24 protein-coding genes, 1 tRNA gene and 2 pseudogenes are annotated in these 26,025 nt (G+C 66.7%); 15 read left to right on the top strand and 12 right to left on the bottom strand.

Features of this window, described 5'->3' with window-relative positions; genetic code table 11:
- The first annotated feature begins 13 nt into the window (after positions 1 to 13).
- The 7 genes from ACZL02_RS05395 to ACZL02_RS05365 all read left to right on the top strand — a co-directional run bounded on the left by ACZL02_RS05395 (position 14) and on the right by ACZL02_RS05365 (position 6,805).
- Positions 14 to 1,021 carry an ABC transporter substrate-binding protein gene (locus ACZL02_RS05395; protein WP_472937571.1) on the top strand — a complete coding sequence of 336 codons (1,008 nt, stop codon included), beginning with the start codon at positions 14 to 16 and terminating at the stop codon, positions 1,019 to 1,021.
- Between the two features lie 123 nt (positions 1,022 to 1,144).
- Positions 1,145 to 2,020 carry an ABC transporter permease gene (locus ACZL02_RS05390; RefSeq protein ID WP_472937570.1) on the top strand — a complete coding sequence of 292 codons (876 nt, stop codon included), beginning with the start codon at positions 1,145 to 1,147 and terminating at the stop codon, positions 2,018 to 2,020.
- A 1-nt stretch (position 2,021) separates the two neighbouring features.
- Positions 2,022 to 2,822 (top strand): ABC transporter permease, encoded by an 801-nt coding sequence (locus ACZL02_RS05385; protein ID WP_472937569.1) that lies wholly within the window; start codon positions 2,022 to 2,024, stop codon positions 2,820 to 2,822.
- The gene (locus ACZL02_RS05380; protein ID WP_472937568.1) at positions 2,819 to 3,922 is read left to right on the top strand and encodes an ABC transporter ATP-binding protein; all 1,104 of its coding nucleotides are present in this window, start codon (positions 2,819 to 2,821) and stop codon (positions 3,920 to 3,922) included. Before ACZL02_RS05385 ends, ACZL02_RS05380 begins: the two co-directional genes overlap by 4 nt.
- 47 nt (positions 3,923 to 3,969) lie before the next feature.
- Positions 3,970 to 4,677, top strand: a complete 708-nt coding sequence (locus tag ACZL02_RS05375; RefSeq protein WP_472937567.1) for a GntR family transcriptional regulator — start codon at positions 3,970 to 3,972, stop codon at positions 4,675 to 4,677.
- Positions 4,678 to 4,955: 278 nt separating this feature from the next.
- Positions 4,956 to 6,149: an MFS transporter gene (locus ACZL02_RS05370; protein ID WP_472937566.1), complete on the top strand. Its 1,194-nt coding sequence runs from the start codon at positions 4,956 to 4,958 to the stop codon at positions 6,147 to 6,149.
- A gap of 155 nt (positions 6,150 to 6,304) precedes the next feature.
- Positions 6,305 to 6,805 (top strand): cupin domain-containing protein, encoded by a 501-nt coding sequence (locus ACZL02_RS05365; RefSeq protein ID WP_472937565.1) that lies wholly within the window; start codon positions 6,305 to 6,307, stop codon positions 6,803 to 6,805.
- Positions 6,806 to 6,896: 91 nt separating this feature from the next.
- On the opposite strand, the gene glnT is transcribed toward ACZL02_RS05365, so the two are convergent.
- The 4 genes from glnT to ACZL02_RS05345 form a co-directional block, all read right to left on the bottom strand.
- Entirely contained in the window at positions 6,897 to 8,204 is a 1,308-nt protein-coding gene (gene glnT / locus ACZL02_RS05360) for a type III glutamate--ammonia ligase (RefSeq protein WP_472937564.1), read from the bottom strand.
- 86 nt (positions 8,205 to 8,290) lie between these two features.
- Entirely contained in the window at positions 8,291 to 9,619 is a 1,329-nt protein-coding gene (locus ACZL02_RS05355; RefSeq protein WP_472937563.1) for an FMN-binding glutamate synthase family protein, read from the bottom strand.
- A gap of 15 nt (positions 9,620 to 9,634) precedes the next feature.
- Positions 9,635 to 10,321, bottom strand: coding sequence for a GltB/FmdC/FwdC-like GXGXG domain-containing protein (locus tag ACZL02_RS05350; RefSeq protein ID WP_472937562.1), 687 nt, complete (start codon positions 10,319 to 10,321; stop codon positions 9,635 to 9,637).
- A gap of 34 nt (positions 10,322 to 10,355) precedes the next feature.
- A complete protein-coding gene (locus ACZL02_RS05345) occupies positions 10,356 to 11,264 on the bottom strand; it encodes a class II glutamine amidotransferase (protein ID WP_472937561.1) in 909 nt (302 codons plus the stop codon).
- A gap of 327 nt (positions 11,265 to 11,591) precedes the next feature.
- Here ACZL02_RS05345 and ACZL02_RS05340 point away from each other — a divergent pair, with 327 nt between their 5' ends.
- Positions 11,592 to 12,275 carry a glutathione S-transferase family protein gene (locus tag ACZL02_RS05340; RefSeq protein ID WP_472937560.1) on the top strand — a complete coding sequence of 228 codons (684 nt, stop codon included), beginning with the start codon at positions 11,592 to 11,594 and terminating at the stop codon, positions 12,273 to 12,275.
- A 19-nt stretch (positions 12,276 to 12,294) separates the two neighbouring features.
- Here the strand turns inward: ACZL02_RS05340 and mgtE are convergent, their stop codons facing one another.
- From mgtE to ACZL02_RS05325, 3 genes are all read right to left on the bottom strand, one after another.
- The gene (gene mgtE, locus ACZL02_RS05335; protein WP_472937559.1) at positions 12,295 to 13,746 is read right to left on the bottom strand and encodes a magnesium transporter; all 1,452 of its coding nucleotides are present in this window, start codon (positions 13,744 to 13,746) and stop codon (positions 12,295 to 12,297) included.
- Positions 13,747 to 13,915: 169 nt separating this feature from the next.
- On the bottom strand, positions 13,916 to 14,596 hold the full coding sequence (locus tag ACZL02_RS05330; protein WP_472937558.1) for an HAD-IA family hydrolase: 681 nt from the start codon (positions 14,594 to 14,596) through the stop codon (positions 13,916 to 13,918).
- A 181-nt stretch (positions 14,597 to 14,777) separates the two neighbouring features.
- Positions 14,778 to 14,862: transfer RNA gene (locus tag ACZL02_RS05325), tRNA-Leu, on the bottom strand.
- A gap of 143 nt (positions 14,863 to 15,005) precedes the next feature.
- Between ACZL02_RS05325 and lipB the strand changes: the two genes are divergently transcribed.
- Positions 15,006 to 15,764, top strand: coding sequence for a lipoyl(octanoyl) transferase LipB (lipB, locus tag ACZL02_RS05320; protein WP_472937557.1), 759 nt, complete (start codon positions 15,006 to 15,008; stop codon positions 15,762 to 15,764).
- 3 nt (positions 15,765 to 15,767) lie between these two features.
- Here the strand turns inward: lipB and ACZL02_RS05315 are convergent.
- The 3 genes and pseudogenes from ACZL02_RS05315 to ACZL02_RS05305 form a co-directional block, all read right to left on the bottom strand.
- A pseudogene (locus ACZL02_RS05315) lies at positions 15,768 to 16,037 on the bottom strand (acyl-CoA carboxylase biotin carboxyl carrier protein subunit); the annotation flags it as partial.
- A gap of 18 nt (positions 16,038 to 16,055) precedes the next feature.
- Positions 16,056 to 17,768, bottom strand: a pseudogene (locus tag ACZL02_RS05310) (acetyl-CoA carboxylase biotin carboxylase subunit); the annotation flags it as partial.
- Positions 17,769 to 17,965: 197 nt separating this feature from the next.
- A complete protein-coding gene (locus tag ACZL02_RS05305; RefSeq protein WP_472937556.1) occupies positions 17,966 to 18,946 on the bottom strand; it encodes a DMT family transporter in 981 nt (326 codons plus the stop codon).
- A gap of 33 nt (positions 18,947 to 18,979) precedes the next feature.
- Between ACZL02_RS05305 and ACZL02_RS05300 the strand changes: the two genes are divergently transcribed.
- The 5 genes from ACZL02_RS05300 (at position 18,980) to ACZL02_RS05280 (ending at position 21,956) form a co-directional block, all read left to right on the top strand.
- Positions 18,980 to 19,465, top strand: coding sequence for a YaiI/YqxD family protein (locus ACZL02_RS05300; RefSeq protein WP_472937555.1), 486 nt, complete (start codon positions 18,980 to 18,982; stop codon positions 19,463 to 19,465).
- Positions 19,466 to 19,635: 170 nt separating this feature from the next.
- Positions 19,636 to 20,448 (top strand): cytochrome b/b6 domain-containing protein, encoded by an 813-nt coding sequence (locus ACZL02_RS05295; RefSeq protein ID WP_472937554.1) that lies wholly within the window; start codon positions 19,636 to 19,638, stop codon positions 20,446 to 20,448.
- Positions 20,448 to 21,227, top strand: a complete 780-nt coding sequence (locus ACZL02_RS05290; protein WP_472937553.1) for a molybdopterin-dependent oxidoreductase — start codon at positions 20,448 to 20,450, stop codon at positions 21,225 to 21,227. Before ACZL02_RS05295 ends, ACZL02_RS05290 begins: the two co-directional genes overlap by 1 nt.
- Before the next feature lie 49 nt (positions 21,228 to 21,276).
- Positions 21,277 to 21,549 (top strand): DUF433 domain-containing protein, encoded by a 273-nt coding sequence (locus tag ACZL02_RS05285; RefSeq protein ID WP_472937552.1) that lies wholly within the window; start codon positions 21,277 to 21,279, stop codon positions 21,547 to 21,549.
- A gap of 5 nt (positions 21,550 to 21,554) precedes the next feature.
- Entirely contained in the window at positions 21,555 to 21,956 is a 402-nt protein-coding gene (locus ACZL02_RS05280) for a hypothetical protein (RefSeq protein ID WP_472937551.1), read from the top strand.
- Positions 21,957 to 21,971: 15 nt separating this feature from the next.
- On the opposite strand, the gene ACZL02_RS05275 is transcribed toward ACZL02_RS05280, so the two are convergent.
- Complete coding sequence (locus tag ACZL02_RS05275) at positions 21,972 to 23,504, bottom strand: acyl-CoA carboxylase subunit beta (RefSeq protein WP_472937550.1); 1,533 nt, start codon at positions 23,502 to 23,504, stop codon at positions 21,972 to 21,974.
- A 440-nt stretch (positions 23,505 to 23,944) separates the two neighbouring features.
- On the opposite strand from ACZL02_RS05275, the gene ACZL02_RS05270 reads away from it, so the two are divergent.
- A complete protein-coding gene (locus ACZL02_RS05270) occupies positions 23,945 to 25,087 on the top strand; it encodes an acyltransferase family protein (RefSeq protein ID WP_472937549.1) in 1,143 nt (380 codons plus the stop codon).
- Between the two features lie 124 nt (positions 25,088 to 25,211).
- Here ACZL02_RS05270 and ACZL02_RS05265 read toward each other — a convergent pair whose 3' ends face one another.
- Positions 25,212 to 25,994 (bottom strand): ATP12 family chaperone protein, encoded by a 783-nt coding sequence (locus ACZL02_RS05265; protein ID WP_472937548.1) that lies wholly within the window; start codon positions 25,992 to 25,994, stop codon positions 25,212 to 25,214.
- Positions 25,995 to 26,025 lie beyond the last annotated feature (31 nt).

Raw genomic sequence — 26,025 nt, 5'->3', positions numbered from 1 at the left:
CTGGGAGGACGACATGAAGAAGACACTCATCGCCGCGCTGGCGGCATCCATCGCGCTCGTCGGCGCCGCGGCCGCCGAGGACATGGTGTTCACGAGCTGGGGCGGCACCACCCAGGATGCGCAGAAGGCGGCCTGGGTCGACAAGTATACCGCCGCCAGCGGGGTCAATGTCCTGATGGACGGACCGACAGATTACGGGAAGCTGAAGGCCATGGTGGAGGCGAACGGCGTCACCTGGGATGCCGTGGACGTCGAGGGCGACTATGCCGTACAGGCCGGGACGAAGGGGCTGCTCGAGCCGCTCGACTTCACCGTGATCGACAAGACCAAGCTGGATCCGCGCTTCGTCACCGACCATTCGGTCGGCTCGTTCTATTATTCCTTCGTGATCGGGTGCAACGCGGACGCCGTCGCGGCTTGCCCGGAAACCTGGGCCGATCTTTTCGACAGTGCGAAGTTTCCGGGTAAGCGCACCTTCTACAAATGGTCCGCGCCCGGCGTGATCGAGGCCGCGCTCCTTGCCGACGGCGTCGCGCCCGACAAGCTCTATCCGCTCGATCTCGACCGCGCCTTCAAGAAGCTCGACACCATCAAGGCCGACATCATCTGGTGGTCCGGCGGTGCCCAGTCGCAGCAGCTCCTCGCCTCCGCCGAGGCGCCTTTCGGCTCGTTCTGGAACGGGCGTCTGACGGCGCTTGCCGCGGACGGCATGACGATCAAGACATCGTGGAACGACAACATCACCGCCGCCGACTCCCTGGTCGTGCCGAAGGGCGCCAAGAACAAGGACGCGGCGATGAAGTTCATCGCGCTCGCCACCTCCGCCCAGGCCCAGGCCGACATGGCGGCTGCGACCGGCTATGCGCCGACCAATCTGGACTCGCCGGCGCTGATGGACCCGGCGATCGCGAAAACCTTGCCCAATCAGCAGACCGCCAGCCAGGTCAACGCGGACATGGCCTACTGGGCTGAACATCGCGATGAGATTGGCACGCGCTGGTACGCCTGGCAGGCGCAGTAGCGGCGTCGCTCGCGCTGCGCCGACCGAGGCCACGCCCGCGCAGCGCCGCGCGCGCCTGCGCGGGTGCCGCGGAGGCCGCGGGTGCCGCAGCGGGAACATTTGATCGGGAGACCGGCTGATTCCATGACCCATGCACCGCACGCGACAGCCCTCGCCGGGCCATCGAAGCGTCGAGGATGGCTGCCCGCCGGCCTCAGTCCGGCCGCCCCGGCGCTCCTGCTCCTGCTGCTGTTCTTTGTCGTCCCGGTGGTCTCGCTGCTCCTGCGCAGCGTGCTGGAGCCCGAGCCGGGTCTCGGCAACTACGCTGAGCTGCTGGGCTCCACGACCTACCTTCGCGTCTTCCTCAACACCTTCCTCGTCTCCGGTCTCGTGACGGCGATTGCGCTGCTGGTCGGCTTTCCCGTCGCCTGGACGCTGGCGATCATGCCGGCGCGCTGGTCGCGGATCGTCTTCGCGATCCTGCTTCTCTCGATGTGGACCAATCTTCTCGCCCGAACCTATGCGTGGATGGTGCTGCTCCAGCGCACCGGCATCATCAACAAGACGCTGATGAACCTTGGGCTCATCGACCAGCCGCTGACCCTCGTTAACAACCTGGTCGGCGTCACCATCGGCATGGTCTACATCATGCTGCCCTTCATCATCCTGCCGCTCTATGGCGTGATCCGCCGCATCGACGCCTCCATCCTGCAGGCGGCAGCGTTGTGCGGCGCGACGCGGTGGCAGTCGCTGTGGAGCATCCTGCTGCCGCTGGCGGCTCCGGGCATGGCGGCGGGCGGGCTGATGGTCTTCGTCATGTCGCTCGGCTATTTCGTCACCCCGGCGCTTCTCGGCGGCACCAGCAACATGATGCTGGCCGAGCTCATCGCGCAGTTCGTCCAGAGCCTCGTCAACTGGGGCATGGGAAGCGCCGCGGCCTTCGTCCTCCTGGTGGCAACGCTCGCCCTCTATGCGCTCCAGCTCCGGCTGTTCGGCCCATCGCAGATGGGGGGGCGCTGAGATGCTGCTGAATTTCGAGCGCCTCGGCTGGTGGAAATGGCTCCTCGTCGGCATCACTTCGCTGACCACGGCCTTCCTGCTCCTGCCGATCCTCTTCATTGCCGCCCTGTCCTTCGGCTCCTCGCAATGGCTGATCTTTCCGCCGCCGTCCTGGACCTTGCGCTGGTACCGCGAATTCTTCGCCGACCCTCGGTGGCTGGAGTCTGCCTGGACGAGCTTTAAGATCGCCGCGATCGTCACGGTCTGCTCGGTCGGCATCGGTCTCAGCGCATCCTTCGCCCTCGTCCGCGGCACGTTCCGCGGAAGAGAGGCGCTGAAGGCGCTGTTCCTGACGCCGATGATCCTGCCGGTGGTGGTGCTGGCGGTGGCGCTCTACGCGTTCTTCCTGCGGCTCGGGCTCAACGGCACGGTGACCGGCTTCGTGCTCGCCCATCTCGTCGTGGCGCTGCCGTTCTCGATCCTCGCCATCACCAATGCGCTGGAAGGCTTCGACAGGTCGATCGAGGACGCGGCGGTCCTCTGCGGAGCTAACCCCTGGGAGGCAAAGGTCCGGATCACGCTGCCGGCGATCGGCCACGGGCTCTTCTCCGCGGCGATCTTCTCGTTCCTGACGTCCTGGGACGAGGTGGTGCTGGCCATCTTCATGGCAAGCCCGACGCTGCAGACGCTGCCGGTCCGGATCTGGACGACGCTCCGCCAGGACCTGACGCCGGTGGTCGCCAGCGCCTCCACGCTTCTCGTCCTCCTCACCATCGTCCTGATGATGCTCGTCGCCCTCGTGCGCAAAGGATTCAAGTCGTGACTGCGCCCTATCTCCAGATCCGTGGCATCCGCAAGGACTACGGAGCCGTCACCGCTGTGCAGGACGTCAACCTCGATGTGCGCCGCGGCGAGTTCATGACCTTCCTCGGCCCGTCCGGCTCCGGCAAGTCGACGACGCTCTACATCCTCGCGGGCTTCCAGGAACCGACCGCCGGCGACATCCTTCTCGAGGGGAAATCCATCCTGTCGACGCCCTCGCACCTTCGCCAAATCGGGATGGTGTTCCAGCGCTATACCCTGTTCCCGCATCTGACGGTCGCCGAGAACATCGGCTTTCCGCTGAAGGTCCGGCGCCGCTCGCGCGCCGACATCGACGCCAAGGTACGCCAGATGCTGAAGCTCGTGCGCCTGGAGGGCTTCGAAGACCGCCGCCCCGCAGACATGTCGGGCGGCCAGCAGCAGCGCGTGGCATTGGCGCGGGCGCTTTCCTACGACCCACCGGTGCTGCTCATGGACGAGCCGCTGTCGGCGCTCGACAAGAAGCTGCGCGAGGAGATCCAGGTCGAGATCCGGCGGATTCACCAGGAAACCGAGGTGACCATCCTCTACGTCACGCATGACCAGGAGGAGGCGCTGCGCCTGTCGGACCGGATCGCGGTCTTCTCCAAAGGCGTCATCGACCAGGTCGGTACCGGACCCGAACTCTACGCCCATCCGGCGACGCGCTTCGTCGCCGAGTTCATCGGCGACAGCGACTTCCTGTCCTGCTCGGTGATGGCCTCGAACGGCCGCACCGCCGACGTCCGCCTTGGATCGGACGTCATCGTGCCGGGCGTCCCGGTGCACGGCGGCGGAGTCCCGGTGCACGGCGGCGAAAGCGGGCAGGCGAAGGGCGCCCTCCTGCTGCGTCCCGAACGCATCCATCTGCATCGGCGCCAGCCGGCGGACGGGCAGACGCTTCCCGTCAGCGTCCGCGACCTCACCTTTCTCGGAAGCAACGTGCACGTCGCCGCGACGACCGGCTGGGGCGAGGACGTCTCGGTCCGCCTGCCCTTCGGACACGAGGCGATCAGCGGCCTTTCGCGCGGCGATACCGTCTGGCTCGGCTTCGATCCTCAAGCCACGCACGTCTTCTGCTGATACAGTCGGCTTTCGACACGGATTTCGACCGAGGGAACGACAGCAGCATGACGGAAGCAGCGTCCACGACACCCAGTTCACGCATGGCGAGCATGCGCGTCGAGCGTCCCCAGCGGACGCTGCGGGAACTGACGCTGGAGAAGATGCGCGAGTCGATCCTGGAGCAATACTTCAAGCCCGGGGAGCGCCTGGTCGAGCGCGACCTCTGCGAGCAGCTCGGCGTCAGCCGGACGATCGTCCGCGAGGTGCTCCGTCACCTCGAATCGGAGGGCCTGGTGTCGAACGTCGCGCAGCGCGGCCCGATCGTCGCGGAAACCTCGCTCGAGGAGGCACGCCAGATCTACGACGTCCGCGGTGCGCTGGAAGGACTGGCGGCCGGCATCTGCGCCGAACGCCGCGGCGCTGCGGCAGCCGACAAGCTGGAAGTCATCCTCGGGCAGATCCGTGCGGCCTACGCCTCCGGCGACATGCGACAGGTCCTCGCTGAAACCAGCGAGTTCTACCGCGTCCTCTTCGAGGAGGCCGAATGCGACATCGCCTGGAACATCGTGAGTTCCCTCACCGCTCGGATCAACCATCTCCGCTCGATGACGATCAAGACCAAGCACCGCGACGTCGAGGGTCCGGCCCAGATGGACCGGGTCATCGCCGCCATCCGCGCGCGAAACCGAAACGACGCCACCGAGGCCGCCGCACAGCACGTGACGAACGCATCCCGCATCGCCGTGGCGTTGCTCAGCCGCCGGGCTCCGTAAGTAACGAAAGCGGCCGATCGCCAAGGGCGCGCCGAGCGCTCTGCGATGCCCCGCCGATAGCGCCGACCTCCCCCGCCGCTTTGCCTAAGTTCTCGACGAGTCCAAACGCCCGTCAACGGCGGCGCTGCGACACTCAGCCAGTTGCACCGGCGCATCCGTTCGCCTAAGCCGCGGTAAAGCGGTAAACGGAATTTCCTGCAAGCGCGGGTTGCTGCCGCAGAGGCCGAGAGGCCGCTTCGCCATCGGCGTGGCGACGCGAGGTCCAAGGGGAGTTGGGCATGACGACGATCGCGATCGCTCCGGCGCGGGCTGGCACGGCCACGCTCTCCATTCTCCTCGCGGTCAGCGGCTGCCACCTGCTGAACGACGTGATGCAGTCGCTGCTGGCCTCGCTCTACCCGCTGCTCAAGGCGAACTACGGCCTGGACTTCGTGCAGATCGGCCTGCTGACCATGGCATTCCAGGTGACGGCCTCGCTGCTGCAGCCGGCCGTCGGCGTCGTCGCCGATCGCTGGCCGATGCCCTACGCCTTGCCCGCCGGCATGGCCAGCACGCTGGTCGGGCTGGTGCTGCTCGCCCATGCCGGCAGTTTCGGCATGCTGGTCGGCGCCGCCTGCCTCGTCGGCCTGGGATCGTCGATCTTCCATCCCGAAGCATCGCGCGTCGCCCGTCTGGCATCCGGGGGCCGGCACGGCTTTGCGCAATCGCTGTTCCAGCTGGGCGGCAATGCGGGAACGGCGGTCGGTCCCTTGCTCGCCGCCTTCATCGTCTTGCCCTACGGCCAGGAGAGCATCGCCTGGTTCGCCGGCATCGCGCTCACCGGGATGATCATCCTCACCTTCACGGGCCGCTGGTACGCCGCGCACCGGCGCACCAATGCCGGACGCCCTGCCGCGAGCCGCGCCTTGCCGTTGCCGAAAGGCGACGTCCTTCTGGCGCTGGGGATCCTGATCCTCCTGACCGCCACCAAGAACGTCTACATGGCGAGCTTCTCGAGCTACTTCACCTTCTACACGATCGACCGTTTCGGGCTCAGCGTCCGCGACGCGCAGCTGATGCTGTTCCTGTTTCTCGGCGCCGCGGCGGTCGGCACCTTTGCCGGCGGGCCGATCGGCGACCGGTATGGCGCGCGCTTCGTGATCTGGTTCTCGATCCTCGGCGTCATCCCGTTCGCGCTGATGCTGCCCTATGCGAACCTCTTCTTCACCGGCGTCCTGAGCGTCACCATCGGCCTGATCCTCGCCTCGGCCTTCCCGGCCATCGTCGTCTTTGCGCAGGAACTGCTGCCGGGCCGGGTCGGCCTCGTCGCCGGCATCTTCTTCGGCTTCGCGTTCGGCGCCGGCGGGCTCGGGGCGGCATTGCTCGGCACGATCGCCGATACGAACGGCATAGGTTTCGTCTACCAGGTGATCTCGTATCTGCCGATCCTCGGCGTCGCGACGATCTTCCTGCCGAAGCTCAAACGCGCCTGAGCCGAAACTCTTCGGAGCAGAGTGAAGCGTCGGTGGGGGAAGCCGTCCTGCGCGAGGCAAGATGCGCAAGCCGGTTCGCCGTGGCCGGGAAAACGTGAGATCATCCAAGCTACCCCGGCGCCCGTTCCCATCGCAGCATGCCGAAGGAGATTTCGATGAGCGACGATCACCCGCACCCGCACCAGAACGACGAGCCGCGCTGGAAGCATGATGGCATTCGCGTCATCAAGGGCGATGCGCTGGACTCCAACACCCCGCAGACGCCCGGCATGTTCCGCCAGGCGGCGATCAACGCCGCGCGCGTCGGTGCGCAGAAGATCTGGGCGGGCACGGTGAGCATTGCGCCGGATGCCAAGACCGGCGTGCACCATCACGGTGCGCTGGAGAGCGTGATCTACGTCGTCAGCGGCAGAGCGCGGCTGCGCTGGGGCGACCGGCTGGAGTTCGTCGCCGAGGCCGATCCCGGCGACTTCATCTTCGTGCCGCCTTACGTGCCGCACCAGGAGATCAACGCCGACCCCGCGCAGCCGCTGCAATGCGTGCTCGTGCGCTCCGACAACGAGGCCGTGGTCGTCAACATCACCGATGTCGACCCGGTGGAAAAGCCCGAGGAAGTCTACTGGGTCGACCCGATCCACAAGCACCCGGCGAGCTGAGGCTCGGTCGGGGAAATCGCCAGCGCTCTCGGCATGGCGACAGGGTCGAGCGGCGGCAGGCTCCCAACAGGGGCGGCTTGACCGGGCCGGATCAGACGTCGAGCGCGGTTTCGCGTTCCCAGGCGGTGAAGTGGCTGCAGAAGGTGGTCCATTCGCCGTGCTTGAGTTTCAGGTAGGCGGCGGAGAAGGCGGTTCCCATCGCCTGCTGCAGGCCCTCGTCCGCCTCGAAGGCGCGCAAGGCGTCGAGCAGGTTCAGCGGTAGTTTCGGCGCACCGGTGACGGTATGGCCGTCGCGGTACATGTCGATGTCATGGTGCGGCCCGGGATCGGCCTTCGTGCGGATGCCGTCGAGGCCGGCGGCGAGGATGATCGCCTGGAGGAGATAAGGGTTCACCGCTCCGTCCGGCAGGCGCAGCTCGAAGCGGCCGGGTCCGGGGACGCGGACCATGTGGGTGCGGTTGTTGCCGGTCCAGGTGACCGAGTTCGGCGCCCAGGTGGCGCCGGAGATGGTACGCGGGGCGTTGATGCGCTTGTAGGAATTGACGGTCGGATTGGTGACCGCGGCGAGCGCCGAAGCGTGCTGCATGATCCCGCCGAGAAACTCCCGCCCCTTCGCCGACAGGCCGAAAGGCATCGCCTTGTCGGCGAACGCATTGGTTGTTCCGTCGGCATTCCACACCGAGACATGGCAATGGCAACCATTGCCGGTGAGCCCCTCGAAAGGTTTCGGCATGAAGGTGGCGCGCAGACCATTCTTCTCGGCGATCGACTTCACCATGAACTTGAAGAAGGAGTGCTTGTCGGCGGTGACGAGGGCGTCGTCGTACTCCCAGTTCATCTCGAACTGCCCGTTCGCGTCCTCATGGTCGTTCTGGTAGGGCTTCCAGCCGAGTTCCAGCATGGCATCGCAGATTTCGGCGATGACGTCGTAGCGGCGCATCACCGCCTGCTGGTCGTAGCAGGGCTTGCCGGCCGTATCGTATTCGTCCGAGATCCGGTCGCCCTTCGGCGTGATCAGGAAGAACTCCGCCTCGACGCCGGTTTTCACCCGCAAGCCCATCGCCGCCGCCTCACCGACCAGGCGCTTGAGGACGACGCGCGGCGCCTGCTCGACCGGCGCGTCCTCCATCACGCAATCGGCGGCGACCCAGGCGACGTCCTTCTTCCAGGGCAGCTGGATCACCGAGGACGCGTCGGGCATGGCGAAGAGATCTGGATGGGCGGGGGTGAGGTCGAGCCAGGTGGCAAAGCCTGCGAACCCCGCGCCGTTCGCCTGCATTTCGGCGATCGCCTGCGCCGGCACCAGCTTGGCGCGCTGTCCACCGAACAGGTCGGTATAGCTGATCATGAAGTACTTGATGCCGCGCTCGGCGGCGTAGGCGGAGAGATCGGTGGTCATGGCGGTCCCCTGGATCGGCTGCGATGGGCGGAGGCGACGGTGGTCCGGTCGCTCCCCCCGAAGCGGCCGGCCGCCGGTTCGAAGGTCTAGAAATTCCCCTTGCCGGGAATCCAGCTGGTCCCGGCGAGCGGCACCTGCGCCATCGCCGAGGCTTCCAGCGTCAAGGCGCAGAGGTCTTCCGGCTCGAGGTTGTGCAAATGGTTCTTGCCGCAGGCCCGGGCGATGGTCTGCGCCTCGAGCGTCATGACCTTCAGATAGTTGGCGAGGCGACGGCCGGCCGCGACCGGATCGAGCCGCTGCGCGAGCTCCGGATCCTGCGTGGTGATGCCGGCGGGATCCTTGCCCTCGTGCCAGTCGTCATAGGCGCCGGCGGTGGTGCCGAGCGCGTTGTACTCCGCCTCCCATTTCGGATCATTGTCGCCGATGGCGACGAGCGCCGCGGTGCCGATGGCGACGGCGTCGGCCCCCAGCGCCAGCGCCTTGGCGACATCGGCCCCGTTGCGGATGCCGCCGGAGACGATCAGCTGCACCTTGCGGTGCATGCCGAGATCCTGCAGTGCCTGCACGGCGGGCCGGATGCAGGCGAGGATCGGCTGGCCGACGTTCTCGATGAACACGTCCTGCGTCGCCGCGGTGCCGCCTTGCATGCCGTCGAGCACGACGACGTCCGCCCCCGCCTTCACCGCCAGCGCGGTGTCGTAGTAAGGCCGGGCACCACCGACCTTGATGTAGATCGGCTTCTGCCAGTCGGTGATCTCGCGCAGCTCGAGGATCTTGATCTCGAGGTCGTCCGGCCCGGTCCAGTCGGGATGGCGGCAGGCCGAGCGCTGGTCGATCCCTTCCGGCAGGTTGCGCATGCGGGCGACGCGCGGCGAGATCTTCTGCCCGAGCAGCATGCCGCCGCCGCCGGGCTTGGCGCCCTGCCCGACGACGATCTCGATCGCGTCGGCGCGGCGGAGGTCCCTCGGGTTCATGCCGTAGCGGGACGGCAGGTACTGGTAGACCAGCACCTCGGAATGGCCGCGCTCCTCGTCGGTCATCCCGCCGTCGCCGGTGGTGGTCGAGGTGCCGGCCAGCGTCGCGCCACGGCCGAGCGCCTCCTTGGCATTGCCGGACAAGGCGCCGAAGCTCATGCCGGCGATGGTGATCGGCGTCTTCAGATGGATCGGCTTCTTGGCGAAGCGCGTGCCGAGCACGACCGAGGTATCGCAGCGCTCGCGATAGCCCTCGAGCGGATAGCGCGACATCGACGCGCCGAGAAACAGCAGGTCGTCGAAATGCGGCAGCTTTCGCTTGGAGCCGCCGCCGCGGATGTCGTAGATGCCGGTCGCAGCGGCGCGGCGGATTTCGGCCAGCGTGTGGTCGTCGAAGGTCGCGGACTTGCGCGGCGGCGTCGGCGGGTTCTGGTAGCTCATGACGGTTCCCTCAGCTCAGTACGCGTCGGCATTGTCGATGTTGAAGGTGTAGAGCGTGCGTGCCGAGCCGTAGCGCTTGAACTCGCCGGCGCTGGCGCCCTCGACCCCGGCCTTGGCAAGGAGACCCTCGAGGATCTCCAGGTGCTCCGGCCGCATCTCCTTCTCGATGCAGTCGGCGCCGAGGCTCTTGACGCTGCCGCGGACGAACAGCCTGGCCTCGTAGAGACTGTCGCCGAGCGCCTCGCCGGCATCACCGAGCACCACGAGGTTGCCCGACTGCGCCATGAAGGCCGACATGTGGCCGATCGAGCCCTCGACGACGATGTCGATGCCCTTCATCGAGATGCCGCAGCGCGAGGCGGCATTGCCGCGGATGACGAGAAGCCCGCCGCGGCCGGTAGCCCCGGCATACTGCGAGGCGTCGCCCTCGATCACGACGGTGCCCGACATCATGTTCTCGGCGACCCCCGGCCCGGCCGAGCCGTGCACCGTGACGGCGCCGCCATCGTTCATGCCGGCGCAGTAGTAGCCGACCGAGCCCTGCACAGTAACCGTCACCGGCGCATCGATGCCGACGGCCACCGAATGGCTGCCGCGCGGGTTGATCACCTCGAAGGCGGTGTCGTTGGCGCCGGGCGCAATGGCGTGGAGCGCCTGGTTCAAGTCACGCAGCGGCGTGACCGAGAGGTCGAAGACGGGCATGGCAGATCCTTGAAACGCGCGGGCGGGAAAAGGCTCAGGCGGCCGTGCGGTGATCCCAGAAATAGACCGTGGCCGGCTCGGGCTCCCAGACGCTGGCGGTCTCGATGCCCGGCAGGTCGACCAGCGCCCGGTACTCGGAGCCGAAGGCGACGTAGCGGTCGGTCTCGGCCATCACCGCCGGCTTGCAGGCGATGGGGTCGCGCAGAACGCCGAAGCCGGACTTCGTGCCGACGACGAAGGTGAAGAAGCCGTCGAGATCGTCGAGCGCCGAGGTCAGCGCCTCGCCGAGGTCCTTGCCCCGGCCCATCTCGGCGGTGAGGTAGGCGGCGGCGACCTCGCTGTCGTTCTGGGTCTCGAAGGTCATGCCCTCCTGCACCAGCGTGCGGCGGAGGTTGTTGTGGTTCGACAGCGAGCCGTTGTGGACGAGGCACTGGTCGGCACCGGTCGAGAACGGATGCGCCCCCATGGTGGTGACGGCGGATTCGGTGGCCATGCGGGTGTGGCCGATGCCGTGCGTTCCCGCCATGCCGGCGACGCCGAAGCGGGCGACGACATCCCGCGGCAGCCCGACCTCCTTGTAGATCTCGACACTGTCGCCGGTCCCCATGACGCGGAGCGTCGGCGAAAGCTGCCTCAGCGCCTCCCGCACCGGACCGAAATGCAGGTGATCGAGCGTCACGACGGCGTGCGAGCTCTTGCGGATGACCCTCGCCGTCCCGCCGGTCAGCCCGGCAAGGCGTGCCTCCAGCGCCGGAAAATCAACGTCCGGCTGGGCCGACTGCACGGTGATCTTCGCCATCCCGTCCGCCGGGGCGCCGTAGATGGCGATGCCGGCCGAATCCGGGCCGCGGTCGGTCATCGTGACCAGCATGGCCGAGAGGAGGCCGCCCAGCTGCGGCTCCAGCGCCTTGTCCTTGAGGAACAGTCCGACGATCCCGCACATGATGAGGCCTTTCCGAGAGTTCGACCCCCAAGGGAGAGTTCGATCCCCAAGGTATGGCAAATCACGGACAGGAGTTCAACTGAGAAGAAACACTATTTCTCCTGAGGAGAAATGTCGGGCGTTTGCGTGAGCGTTATGCTGCCGCTTGCGCCGTCGACGGGACCGCCGAGACGCGCCTCGACACCTCGCGCAAAATGTCCTCGCCCCTGGCATAGCCCGAAAAGGCAGCATCCCGAACAAGGTGTTCTAGACTCCGTATCCTCTCCCGTTGCAGGGATGGGTCGACCCGACCGCAGGATGCCCCGGGACAGCACGGAGAAGACGCAGATGCTCGCGCTCTACATCGCCAACAAGAACTATTCGTCCTGGTCGCTGCGGCCTTGGGTGCTGATGAAGACGCTGGACATTCCCTTCGAGGAGCGGATGCGGCCCTTCGCCTACGGACCGGACGCCCCGCCGCGCGACTTCTCGCCGACCGGCATGGTGCCGTGCCTCGACGATGGCGGCCTGCTGGTCTGGGATTCGCTGGCGATCTGCGAGTACCTCGCCGAGACCCATCCCACCGTCTGGCCGGCGGACCGGGAGGCCCGCGCCTTCGCCCGCTCGGCCGCCGCCGAGATGCATTCGGGTTTCACGGCGCTGCGCAGTGCCTGTCCGATGAATGTCGGGCTGACGGTCAGCCTGCCCTCGCCCTCCGCCGCGGTCACCGCCGATCTCGCCCGGCTGTCCGCGCTCTGGAACGAGGGACTGTCGCGTTTCGGCGGACCGTATCTTGCCGGGAACAGCTTCACCGCGGTCGACGCCTTCTTCGCGCCGGTGGCCTTCCGCATCAAGACCTTCGGCCTCGTCATCACCGGCGCTGCCGCCGACTACGCACCGCGCCTCCTCGACCTGCCGGCAATGCGCGACTGGGCGGCGGAAGCCGAGGCGGAAACCTTCCGCGAGGAAGGGCACGAGGATGAGATCCGCGCCGTCGGCCCCTGGACCGAGGACCGCCGCGCCACCGCGTAAACCGGCGGCGGCAAGAGCGTCAGCTGCCGCCGATGCCGAACCACCAGGCGGCAAGGCCGAGGAAGGCGAAGAAGCCGACGACGTCCGTCACCGTCGTCACGAAGGTCCCAGATGCGATGGCCGGGTCGGCGCCGACCCGGTCGAGCACCAGGGGAATGAGAATGCCGGCGAGCGCGGCGGCGATCATGTTGATGATGAGGGCGAGGCCGATGACCTGCCCGAGCCCGGCATTCTCGAACCAGAGGCCGGCGACGACGCCGATGATCAGCGCAAACACCACGCCGTTGATGAGGCCGACCAGGAGTTCCCTGCGCACCACGCGTCCGGCATTGTAGATGTCGATGTCGCGCGTCGCGAGCGCGCGGACCGCCACCGTCATGGTCTGCGTGCCGGCATTGCCGCCCATCGAGGCGACGATCGGCATCAGCACGGCGAGCGCCACCATCTGCTCGATGGTCGCGTCGAACAGGCCGATGACCAGCGAGGCGAGAATCGCGGTGCCGAGGTTGATCAGCAGCCAGAGGAAGCGCGAGCGCACCGTCGTCAGCACGGTGTCCGACAGCTCTTCGTCGCCGACGCCGCCGAGCCGCAGCAGATCCTCTTCGGCCTCGGCCTGGATGACGTCGACGACGTCGTCGATGGTGAGGATGCCGACGAGCCGCTCGTTCTCGTCGACCACCGCGGCGGACAGGAGATCGTACTGCTCGAAGATCTGCGCGGCTTCTTCCTGGTCCATGCCCGCCGGGATCGCGTGGCGCGTCTCGTGCATGATCTCGTCGATCGTCTCCGGCCGGCGGGCGCGCAGGATCCGGTCGAGATCGACGGCGCCCTGCAGCTTGAACGACGGGTCGACGACGAAGATTTGCGAGAAGTTGTCGGGCAGGCCGTCCTCCTCGCGGAGGTAGTCGATGGTCTGGCCGACCGTCCAGAACGGCGGCACCGCGACGAACTCGGTCTGCATCCGCCGGCCGGCCGATTCGTCCGGATACTCCAGCGCGCGGCGCAGGCGGACGCGTTCGCGGAACGGCAGCTGGTCGAGGATTTCCTTGCGGTCGTCCTCGTTCATGTCCTCGAGGATGTAGACTGCGTCGTCCGAATCGAGCTCGCGCACCGCCTCGGCGATCTGGGCGTTCGGCATCGCACCGACGATCTGCAGGCGAATCGCCTCGTCGACCTCGGTGAGCGCGGTGTAATCGAACTCGTCGCCCATCAAGCGGACGAGGCTCTGGCGATCGTCCTGGCTCAAATGCTCCAGAAGGTCGCCAAGCTCGGACTCGTGCAGCGAGGCAACGTCCTGCTTCAGGTGTTCGGCATCATCGCGCGACAGCGCCTCGGTAACGCTGTGCAGGAAGCCCGAATCGAAGTCGCCGTCGGCGTCGTAGATCTCGCGACGCGCCTCGCCAGTCTCGGGGACCGCGACACCGGGGATGCGGGTATCCAACGCGTCGCTCTCGGGCTTCAGCTCAGCCATGGCCGCCCTCCTGACGCCGCTTGCAAATCAGCTTGGGCTTAGAACATGGCAACCGAAATAGGAAACCGCTTTTCCGCTTGCCCGCGAGAAGCCTGAAGAACGTCCGCGGCAGGCCGGAAAGCCGGCCGGGCGCCGTGCTTCCAGCTCTCTCGCCGGCAGCGCTCTCTCGCTAGGCGGCGCGCGGGCTGCCGGCCTCGATGGTGAGATCGCCATCCGCGCCGACGGAGACGGTGAGCCCGGTATAGTCGAGGCTCCAGTTCTCCCCGCCGAGGGTCTCCGGCTTCAGCATCGAGGCGATGACGAGAACCGGGGAACCGGCGGCCTTGCCGGCGGCGATACCAGCCGGGGCGTCCTCGAAGACGATCGCGTCGGCCGGCGCGACGCCGAGCCGGCGGGCAGCCTCGATGTAGCCCTGCGGGTCCGGCTTGCCCTTCGTGACGTCCTCGGCGGTGATGAGAACGTCTGGCGGCGTGATACCGGCGGCCGCGAGGCGGATGCGGCAGAGATCGAGGTCGGCCGAGGTGACGATGGCCCAGCGATCAGCGGGAATCGAGGCGAGGAAGGCCGCGACGCCGGCGATTGCGACGATTCCCTCGACGTCCTCGCGCTCCTGCCGGCTGAGTTCGGCGGCGACGGCGTCGGGATCGAGCCCGGGCGGGCAGACCTCGCGCACGGTGTCGATCATCCGGCGACCATGCGCGACGGCGATGATCGCCTCGCCGTCCATGCCATTCTCCTCGCCCCACTGCCGCCAGATCCGCTCGAACACGGCGGCGGACAGGAGGAGCGTGCCGTCCATGTCGAAGATCAGGGCTTTCGCCCGCAGGGGATGCTGGAAATGCGAGGCCAAACTCTCGTCCTTTCGCCGGCAGCCGCCTGGCCGCTCCGAACAGGGCGACGCGCCCTCATGCACGCCGGCCCAAAATGCAGAAAGCCGGGGTCGTGAGACACCCGGCTTTTCTGTTACATTGGCATTCCGGTTGGTAGACCGGAATGTACCGAACACTTCAAGCTTTCCCGTCTGGGAAAACTGGTGCGGCCGAGAAGACTCGAACTTCCACGGGTTGCCCCACAGCGACCTCAACGCTGCGCGTCTACCAATTCCGCCACGGCCGCACACCGTGTTCACCGCTCGTTTCCGACCGGCTGCGGGCATGTAACAAACCCCCGGCACGGGCACAAGCCGAATTGCGCAGCTTCTTCGATATTCGTCACGGCGGCCTGCTTTTCCCCAGCCGCCGCGATCGCTAGATAGAGGCATGGACGCTCTTCCCCTGCCCGCCTCGCCGCGCCTCGATGTCGAAGCCCGGCAATTTCATGCGATTGCCGGCGCGCCGCCGGTGGAATGGCTGATCTTCGACGGCCTGACCGGCTACGATGACGCTGTGGCCTTCATGGAGGCCCGCGTGGCGGGAATAGCGTCAGGCGCGGCGCCGGAGACGGTGCTGCTCGTCGAGCACCCGCCAATCTACACCGCCGGCACCAGCGCCGACGCCGGCGACCTCGTCGATCCCCAGCGCTTCCCCGTGCATGCGAGCGGCCGCGGCGGCGAGTACACCTATCACGGCCCCGGACAGCGGGTGGCCTATGTCATGCTCGACCTGAAACGCCGGCGGCAGGACGTGCGCGCCTTCGTCTCGGCGCTGGAGAACTGGATCATCGGAACGCTCGACGGCTTCCAGGTGCGCGGCGAGCGGCGCGAGGACCGGGTCGGCGTCTGGGTGCGGCGGCCGGACCGCCCGCTGATGCCGGATGGCGGCATGGCCGAGGACAAGATCGCCGCGATCGGCATCCGCCTGCGCAAATGGGTGACGTTCCACGGCATCAGCCTCAACGTCGATCCCGACCTCGAGCATTTCGGCGGCATCGTGCCTTGCGGCGTCCGCCTCCACGGCGTCACCAGCCTCGTCGATCTCGGCCTGCCGGTGTCGATGCCGGATGTCGACCGGGTGCTGCGCGGCAGCTTCGAGGACGTGTTCGGGCCGACGGTCGACGCGCGCGCCGAGGACGAGGTTTGAGAATCAGGCGAATTCCATGATCACCGCGTCGACCGCCAGCGTATCGCCGGCGGTGGCGCGGACCGGGCCGACGACGAGATCGCGCTCGGCCCGCAGCACGTTCTCCATCTTCATGGCTTCGACGACGGCGAGCGTCTCGCCCGCCTTCACCGCCTGCCCTTCCGTCACGAGCACCGAGACGACGAGCCCGGGCATCGGGCACAGCAGCAGCTTCGACGTGTCCGGCGGCAGCTTGACCAGCATCAGCCGGTCGAGCCCCGCGACGGCGGGCGACAAAGTACGGGTGAGGATCCAGAACCCGTCGATGAGGATGGAGACGCCCTTCGGCGACGTGCGGACCTGCGCGTAGACCGGAATGCCGCCGAGTTCGAGCGCGACATGGCTCTGGCCGTGAACTGGCCGGCCGACAAGGCGCATAGCAATGCCATCGACCGTCAGCGCCAGCACCGCGTCATCCGCCGGGCCCGCCAGCTGCACGGCGACATAGCTGCCGTCGATCTTCACCTCGAAGGCGGACGCCCCGGCCCCTGACGGCCGCAGCCGGTCCGCGTGGCGGGCCAGACGCTGCTGCGCGGCGATCTCGATGGCCACGGCCAGAGCGGCGGCACGGCGACGGGCGTCCACGCCGAGCGGCGGACGGGAGAAGCCCTCCGGATATTCCTCGGCGATGAAGGCCGTCGACAGCCGCCCTTCCTGCCAGCGGGGATGGCGCATCAGCGCCGAGAGAAACGGGATGTTGTGCGCGATGCCACCGATCTCGAATCGCTCGAGGGCCGCGATCATCGCCTCGATCGCGGCTTCCCGGGTTTCGGCGTGGGTGCAGAGCTTGGCGATCATCGGATCGTAGAACATCGAGATCTCGGCGCCCTCGGTGACGCCGGTGTCGTTGCGCACCACCGCATCGCCGAGCGAGCCCTCGACGGGCGGACGATAGCGGGTCAGCCGGCCGATCGACGGCAGGAAGCTGCGGAACGGGTCCTCGGCATAGATCCGGCTTTCGACCGCCCAGCCCTCGAGGCGGACGTCGTCCTGGGTCCGGCGCAGCGTCTCGCCTGCGGCAACCCGCAGCATCTCCTCGACGAGGTCGATGCCGGTGACGAGCTCGGTGACGGGGTGCTCGACCTGCAGGCGGGTGTTCATCTCGAGAAAATAGAAGTTCCGCTCGGCGTCGACGATGAACTCGACGGTGCCGGCGCTCTGGTAATCCACCGCCTTGGCCAAGGCGACGGCTTGCGCCCCCATTGCGGCGCGCGTTTCGGCGTCGAGAAACACCGAGGGCGCCTCCTCGACGACCTTCTGGTTCCGGCGCTGGATCGAGCATTCGCGCTCGCCGAGGTGGATGACGTTGCCATGCGCGTCGCCGAGCACCTGGATCTCGATGTGCCGGGGATCGACGACGAACTTCTCGACGAAGAGCCGGTCGTCGCCGAAGGAGGACGCGGCCTCCGACCGGGCCCGCTCGAAGCCGTCGCGGCACTCGGCCTCGTTCCAGGCGATGCGCATGCCCTTGCCGCCGCCGCCGGCGGAGGCCTTCAGCATGACGGGATAGCCGATACCGGCGGCGATCCGCACCGCCTCCTCTGCATCGGCGATGACGCCGAGATGTCCGGGCACGACGCTGACGCCGGCGGCTTTGGCGAAGAGTTTCGACTGGATCTTGTCGCCCATGGCCCGGATCGCCTTGGGCTTCGGGCCGATGAACACGATGCCGTCGGCCTCGAGCAGTTCGCAGAACTCGGCGTTCTCCGACAGGAAGCCGTAGCCGGGATGGACTGCCTCGGCGCCGGTCTGCCGGCAGGCGTCGAGGATGCGCACGCCGAGAAGGTAGCTCTCATTGGCCGGCGATGCGCCGATGTGTACCGCCTCGTCCGCCATCTCCACATGCAGCGCGTCGGCATCGGCGTCCGAGTAGACCGCGACCGTGGCGATCCCCATCCGCCGCGCGGTCTTGATCACGCGGCAGGCGATTTCGCCACGGTTGGCGATCAGGATCTTCTGGAACATGGGCTTTCTCCGGCGCGGCACGACCGGACAACTTCTGGCGGCTCGCTCGGCGCTCGGCAAGCCGGACCAAAGTTGCGCGATGCTGCTTGCGGCCAAGACTGTCCCGCATAGGGTTCGCATTCCCGACGCCGAAAGGGCGCAGGACACCTCAATCATTGGTTCATCGGACTGCCAAAGACCAATGTTCTATAATACTTTCAAGGAAGCGTCGGTGGGAACGCGGGTGGCGCCGCATCTGCATCGTCGGAATCCCGCGCCCGGACGACGCTTTCGCGCCAGACGATGTAGATGCCGGAGGCGATGATGATGGCGATGCCCAGCCACTTCATCGCATCCGGGAAATCGCCGAACAGGACGAGGCCGAAAAGCGTGGCGGTGACGATCTCGAAATAGCCGAATGGCGCCAGCACCGACCCCGGCGCCATCCGGTAGGCGTAGCCGAACATCAGATGACCGATCATCCCGACGAGCCCGATCAGGAAAAGGAGGCTCCAGCTGAGCCAGCCGACCGGCATCACCATCGTCAGTTCCGGCACCGGGAGCCAGGCTCCGACGGCGAGCACGGCGCCGAGGAAGAGCGTGCCGCCGATGCCGGCGTAGAAATGCATGGAGAGCGGCGAGCTGCCGCGCGACAGCTTGCGCCCTAGCACCAGGTAGACGGCGACGCAGACGGCGCTGAGCGCCGGCAAGGTGGCGATGGGACCGAGCACTGCGAAGTTCGGGCGGATGACGATGACGGCGCCGATGAAGCCTGTGAGGACGGCGAGCGAGCGTCGCCAGCCGATCGTCTCCTTCAGCATGACAGCCGAGAGGAGCGTGATGACCATCGGCTCGACGAAGAAGATCGCGATCGCATCGGCGATCGGCATCGCGGTCAGCGCCGTGAAGAACAGGTAGCTGCCAAAGGCCAGCAGCACGCCGCGCAGGAGGTTCAAAGCGAGATCGCTCGGCCGCAGCCCGCCGATGCCCTCCTGCCAGAGCAGCAGCGGCAGCGAGAGCAGCGCCTGCAAGGCGAACCGCACGAAGGCGATCTCGACGGCGGGCAGCCCGTGATTCTCGCCGAGATATTTCGCCGACGCGTCGAGCACCGGCAGCAGCAGCGCGGCAAGCGTCACCAGCAGGATGCCGAGCTTGATCTCGGACGGCGTGCTGTCGGGAATCGCGGGGGAAACGGTCATGCCCGACCATGGCAGAACGGTCAGGAGGCCGCTATGTCAGAACCAGCCCACAAGGAACCCGCCGACGTGACCATTCTCTACATCGATGCCGATGCCTGCCCGGTGAAGGATGAGGCGCTGGAGATCGCCGAGCGGCATGGCGCGGAATGCGTGCTGGTGTCGAACGGCGGCATGCGCCCATCGCGCTATCCCTCTGCCCGCATCGTAACCGTCACCGCCGGGGCCGATGTCGCCGACGACTGGATCGTCGAGCAGGCCGTGCGTGGCGACGTCGTCGTCACCGCCGACATTCCGCTGGCCGCCCGCGCCTTGGAGAAAGGCGCGCTGGTGCTGAACTCCAATGGCCGCGATTTCACGCCCGAGAGCATCGGGACGGCGCTGTCGATGCGCGCCTTCAGCCAGCATCTGCGCGAGACCGGCGAGAGCAAGGGCTATTATGCGGTGTTCACCCCCGCCGACCGCTCGCGCTTTCGCCAGAGCCTCGACCGGAGTCTGAAGAATGCGGCTCGAAGCATTTGAAGGGGCTTAACAAAGCTTTGTTTCCAGCGCGCCGCGCCGGGCTGACAGAAGCTTGAAGCACGCGAAGTTGTAAGGGCGCCCCAGCGCTTGTGAGAGCGGCCAGCTTGACGCTGCGGCCGGACTGCGACCATGACAGGGTGCAGCAGCAAGTCTGCCGGAGAGCCTCGGATATGGCCACCACACCCAAGGGACCTCTGGTCTACAAGCAGAAGCTGGCGACGCGCGCGACGCACTGGCTGTGGGCGCTCTGCCTGTTCTTCCTGCTGCTCTCCGGCCTGCAGATCTTCATGGCGCGGCCCGACCTTTACATCGGCGCCCAATCCGGCTTCGGCTTCGACAACTCCTTCCTCACCATCGGCGCCGGCTTCGACGGCCCGAACATGCGCGGCGTCACCGAGATTTTCGGCTACCGCTTCGACACCACCGGCTGGCTCGGCGCGATCTGGGTCGACGGCAATCTCGAGGGCAAGACCTTCCCGGGATGGATGACCATCCCGTCCTACCGCGACCTCGGCACCGGGCGCGTGGTGCATTTCTTCTTCGCCTGGATCCTGGTCGCGACGCTGCTGGTCTGGCTGGTCGCCAGCGTCGTCAACGGACACCTCCGGCGCGACGTGGTGCCGACGCCGACCGATCTGCGGCAACTGCCGCAGGATGTCGCCGACCACGCTCGGCTGCGCTTCCACCACGGCCGGAAATACAACGTCCTGCAGAAGCTGTCCTATGCCGGCGTGCTCTTTGTGGCGCTGCCGCTGATGATCCTGACCGGGCTGACGATGTCGCCGGGCATGAATGCCTTCGCGCCGTGGCTGGTCGAGGTGTTCGGCGGCCGGCAGACCGCCCGCACGATCCATTTTCTGGTGATGCTGGCGCTGGTCCTGTTCTTCGTCGTCCACATTCTGATGGTGATCGCCGCCGGTCCGCTGAACGAGCTGCGCTCGATCGTTACCGGCTGGTACCGCACCGACCCGGAGGCAAAGTAATGGCCGCCTTGCAGCTTTCCCGCCGCCGCTTTCTCACCGGCTCGGCCGTGGTCGCCGCCGCCGCCCCGCTCAGCGGCTGCTTCGACATTGCCGGGCGAAGCGATGTGCGCAGCGTCCTCGAATACGCCAATTCCCTGACCTACCGCGCGCAGCGCCTGCTTCTCGGCAGCGACAACCTCGCCACCGAATTCTCCGAGAGCGAGATCCGCCAACCGCAGCGTCCGAACGGTTCGACCGACCCGCAGGACGAGGCCTATCTCACCCACGTTTCCAACGATTTCAGAGACTACCGCCTGTCGGTTAGTGGATTGGTCGAGAAGCCACTGAGCCTGTCGCTGGACGAAATCCGGGCGATGCCGGCACGGACCCAGATCACCCGGCACGACTGCGTCGAGGGCTGGAGCTGCATCGCCAAATGGACGGGCACGCCGCTCGGCCCCATCCTCGACGCCGCCGGCGTAAAGCCGGAAGCGCGTTTCGTCGTCTTCCACTGCTTCGACAGCTACGGCGTCAGCTTCACCGGTCCGGTGCAGTTCTATGGCTCGATCGACCTCGTCGACGCCCACCATGCGCAGACGATCCTCGCCTACGGTCTCAACAACGAACGCCTCCCCGTCGCCAACGGCGCGCCGCTGCGCGTGCGGGTCGAGCGACAGCTCGGCTACAAGATGTCGAAATACATCGCCGGCATCGAACTGGTCGACAGCTTCGCCGGTTTCGGTTCCGGCCGCGGCGGCTACTGGGAAGACAACGGCTACGACTGGTTCGCGGGGATCTGATCTCGGATGCGGTTTGATTTGAATCGACTGCCTTCCCGGCTTAGGTTCGATGACGCAGAAGGATGCCGAAACCGGCGGAGAAGCGGCGATGGATCAGCAACCTGGCCTGAACGACCTGCTGACATCCGACCCGGACGTCATGAGCGGTGCGCTCGTCTTTCGCGGCACTAGGGTTCCGATCGAGGTGCTCTTTGAGAACCTCGCGATGGGAATGACTGTCGATGAAATCCTGGAAGACTACGAGTCGCTTGCCCGCAGCGACGTGATCCGGGTTCTGGAGCTTACATCATCCGCACTCGTCAGGCCCGCTGCCGCGGCATGAGGGTGATGGTCGACGAAGGCGTGCCGCGTTCTCTCGTCACGGCGCTCGTCAACCTTAAAATCGATGCCACACGGTTCCCACAGCAATGGTTCGGCACGCGAAACGGGCAACTGATCACGATGCTCGAAAGCCTTGGCTTCGCGGCGCTGGTGACCAACGACAAGAACATTGCAAGTCAGCAAAGTCTCGCCGGCCGACAGTTGGCGATCATTGCGCTCCCGCATAACCGCCAGCCTCACATCGTCAGCAGGGCCGGCGACATAGCCGACACCATCCTGCGTGCAAGGCCAGGACAGCATGTCCTTATGGAGTGGGACGGCAGTCGAACGGTGATCGAAGTCGTGGACGGTCGCTTGATTCGAACACAGATGCCGCCAGTCGAACGGTTCGGGCTCGGACGCCGGTGACCACCGCCGATTAGCCTAAAGCGGAATGTTGTCGTGCTTTTTCCAAGGGTTCTTCAGATCCTTGTTGCGCAGCATGGCGAGCGCGCGGGAGACGCGGCGGCGGGTGGAGTGCGGCAGGATGACCTCGTCGACGTAGCCGCGCTCGGCGGCGACGAAGGGTGAGAGGAAGCGGTCCTCGTAGGCCTTGGTGAGGGCGGCGATCTTGTCAGCGTCGGCAAGATCGCGGCGGTAGATGATCTCGACCGCGCCGCGCGCGCCCATCACGGCGATCTGCGCCGTCGGCCAGGCATAGTTGACGTCGCCGCGCAGATGCTTCGAGGCCATCACGTCGTAGGCGCCGCCGAAGGCCTTGCGGGTGATCACGGTGACCTTCGGCACCGTCGCCTCGGCATAGGCAAAGAGGAGTTTCGCGCCGTGCTTGATCAGCCCGCCTTGCTCCTGCGCCGTGCCGGGCAGGAAGCCGGGCACGTCGACGAAGGTGACGATCGGGATCGAGAAGCAGTCGCAGAAGCGCACGAAGCGGGCGGCCTTGCGCGAGGCGTCGGAATCGAGGACCCCGGCGAGCACCATCGGCTGGTTGGCGACGACGCCGACGGTGCGCCCCTCGATCCGGCCGAAGCCGGTGACGATATTGGCGGCGAACGCCTCCTGGATCTCGAAGAAGTCGCCCTCGTCGAGCGTTTTGCGGACCAACTCCTTCATGTCGTAGGGCTTGGTGGCGCTGTCGGGGATCAGGCTGTCGAGCGACAGGTCGATCTCGGTCACCGACTGGGTGAACGGCAGCTCGGGAACCGCCGCCGTATTGGACGCCGGCAGGAAGTCGACGAGGCGGCGCATCTCCAGCAGCGCCTCGACGTCATCGTCATAGGCGCCATCGGCGATCGAGGACTTGCGCGTGTGCACCGAAGCGCCGCCGAGCTCTTCGGCGGTCACGGTCTCGTTGGTGACGGTCTTCACGACGTCGGGGCCGGTGACGAACATGTAGCTGGTATCGCGGACCATGAAGATGAAGTCGGTCATCGCCGGCGAGTAGACGTCGCCGCCGGCGCAAGGGCCCATAATCACCGAGATCTGCGGGATGACGCCGGAGGCCAGAACGTTGCGCTGGAAGATCTCGGCATAGCCGCCGAGCGCGGCGACGCCCTCCTGGATGCGCGCGCCGCCGGCATCGTAGAAGCCGATGATCGGCGCCCGGTTGCGCAGCGCCATGTCCTGGATCTTCTGCACCTTCTCGGCATGCGCCTCCGACAACGAGCCGCCGAAGACGGTGAAATCCTTGGCGAAGACGAAGACGGTGCGCCCGTTGACCGTGCCCCAGCCGGTGACGACGCCGTCGCCCGCAACGCGCTGGTTGGCCATGCCGAAGTCGGTGGAGCGGTGCTCGACGAACATGTCGAACTCCTCGAACGAGCCCTCGTCGAGGAACACCGACAGACGTTCGCGCGCCGTCAGCTTGCCCTTGGCATGCTGCGCCGCGATCCGCGGCGCGCCACCGCCCTGCCGGGCCCGCTCGCGGCGGCGTTCGAGTTCGAGGATGACGTCCTTCATGGCAGAGCCCCAGCAGTTAGACCCCGCCGGTCTAGCATGGGCCTTGGCGGCCCGGAACGGGGCAGCAGCCCCGCCGGGTCTCTACTTTCGGCCTACGGATGACCTAAGTTCGGCATGCCTCTGCGCCGAGGAGACGCGGGCACGGGCACTGGGGCGGGCGCGAAAAGATCGGCGCATTCTCTCGCACTCCCAGAGACTTGGGCTCTGGGACATCGGCGTCGCGAAGACCTCCGGACCAGCAGAACAGGCCATTTCTCAACTTCGGGCTAGCCATGCGGCGCTGCAGCAATTAGTAAACAGACCTTGTCATTATCTTGATCTCGGCCCGCAGATCGGACGAGGCGAGGTGTTCGGGGGCATGCCTGTCCCCCGCTCCGGAACAAACCCTGCAGGGGCCGAGACCCGGCCGTGCACGGGTGTCAGATGTGAAAGGCGCCCCCATGAGCGCGATTGCCGCCTCCGGCTTGCCGAAATCCACGCCGAAAATCCGGTCTTCGTTCTCCGACCGGATCCGCATCGCCAGGGCGATGTGCATCGTCTGCATGACCTTCGTCCACGTGCCGCAAGGCGTCGCCGACAACGTCTATCTCCGCAGTGCGGGGGCGTTCGACATCTTCTACTTCTTGATGACGCGGATCATCGGCCTCAGCTCGGTGTCGCTGCTGAGCCTGGTTTCCGGCTATCTGATCGTGTCGACCTACAGCAAGCTCGGCGCGCGGCAGCTTTATGCGTCCAAGTTCAGGACGCTGGTCGTGCCGCTGGTCGCCTGGAACCTGGTGATGCTGACGCTGCTGGTCGTCTACGGCGCCCTCACCGGCAAGTGGGACAACCTGCCGGACATGACGCCGCTCGGCCTTGGCAATGCCCTGCTCGCCTTGACCGAGTGGCCGGCAGTGGTGCCGCTGTGGTTTCTGCGGGATCTCTTCGTCTGCGTGCTGCTGGCGCCGTTGCTGCTGTTCGGTCTCCAGCGCAAGCCTTTGGCGACGATGATCGCACTCCTCGCCTTCACCATGCTCGGGGATCCGCTGATGGTGCTGCAGCGCCCCTCGCTGCTGCTGTTCTTCGGGGTGGGCATGTGGGTGCGCGTGGCTGGAAACGACGAGGCGGCCATCGACCGGATGGCCCGTCCGCTGTCCTGGGGCCTCCTCGTGATGGCCGCGGTCTACCTTACCTTGCGGATCGACCGCGTCCCGATCGGCGAGCTGAACGACAGCCTCCAGACAAGCCTCGACATCCTCCTGAGGATCACCATGGCGGCGGCGTTCTGGCGGCTGACGGAATGGGTGCGCCGGTCGTCCTTCGCCGGCTTCTGCACCTGGCTCGAACCCTATACGTTCTTCATCTTCTGCAGCCATGCCATCCTGTTCGAGTTCAGCGGCATTGCCTTTCGCCGGGTGTTCGGCAATTACGGGGACGACCTGTTCCTGGTGACCTTCCTAACTCTGCCAATGCTGGCGGTGGTCAGCGCGGTCGTGGGCCTGCAGGTCATCGCGTGGTCGAGGCCGCTGCTCGCGGCCTTCAACGCCGGGCATGGCGCGCCGCCGCTGACGCGCTCCGCCGCGCTCGAACCGCGCCGGGCCTAGAGCGCCGTGCATCCGATTGGATGCACAAAGGACGCTCTGTCCTTTTGACCTAAGGGCATGTTTCTTTGATGGGGCCATCTTTCTCTGATGGGTGAGGCCACCCAATCAGAGAATGCTTTGAAGCTCAGGCCATCCGGACGCCCTTCAGCGCCGCCAGCACCTCGGCAGCGGTGCGCATGTCGGCGAAACGGTTGGCGCGGCGGGCTTCGGCTTCTGCGTCGGTGCCCCAGAGGCCGATGTTCCAGTCCTCGTCGACATGTGCGGCGGCCCAGGTCGCATCGAGGTCCAGATGGCCCTCGGCGAAGGCGTAGGGCAGCAGCGCCGATCCGGTAAGCGTCGTCATCTGGTGCAGAGCGGCGACCGCGAAGGGATGCTCGACCGCATCGATCCAGGCGCGGAAAGCCGCGATCGAGGTCGGCGGCTGGGCCACATGCATCACCCCCTCGGCCAGCAGGAAACGCGCGCCGAGCCGGCTTTCGGCATAGGCGACCACCGGATCCCAGTGCGCGCGCTGGCTCTCGACCAGCCGGTCGGGATAGCCGGCGCGGTAGTAGAGCATGTCGGTCTCGACATAGCCGGCGAGATCGGCGCGCACGCCCCCTGTATCGTCAGCAACGCCGTCGATCACGGTGCTGGCGAGGCGGGTCAGCGGCATGGTGGCGGGGTCGATCCGCTCGCCCTGTGCGGCCCACTCAGCCGCCAGGATTTCGGCAAGACGCTGCGCCGGAACGATCAACGGCCGCCGCAGCGGCGTGCGCAGCGTCCGACCATCGAGGAGGACGGTGAACGCTCCCTCGCCGAGTGAGCTCGGCCCGACCGGTGCGCTCTGCTCGACCTCGGAAACGATGACGTCCGTGTAAAAGCGCTTCGGCAGCTCGGGGCGGCTGATCTTCGGGGTATCGGACATCGGGTCTTCTCAGGCGGTCAGGGAAACGGGA

It is taken from the genome of Mesocryomonas fontinalis (assembly GCF_055730125.2).
The sequence above is the reverse complement of the archived record's forward strand: the minus strand, read 5'-3'. Positions and strand labels throughout refer to the sequence as shown.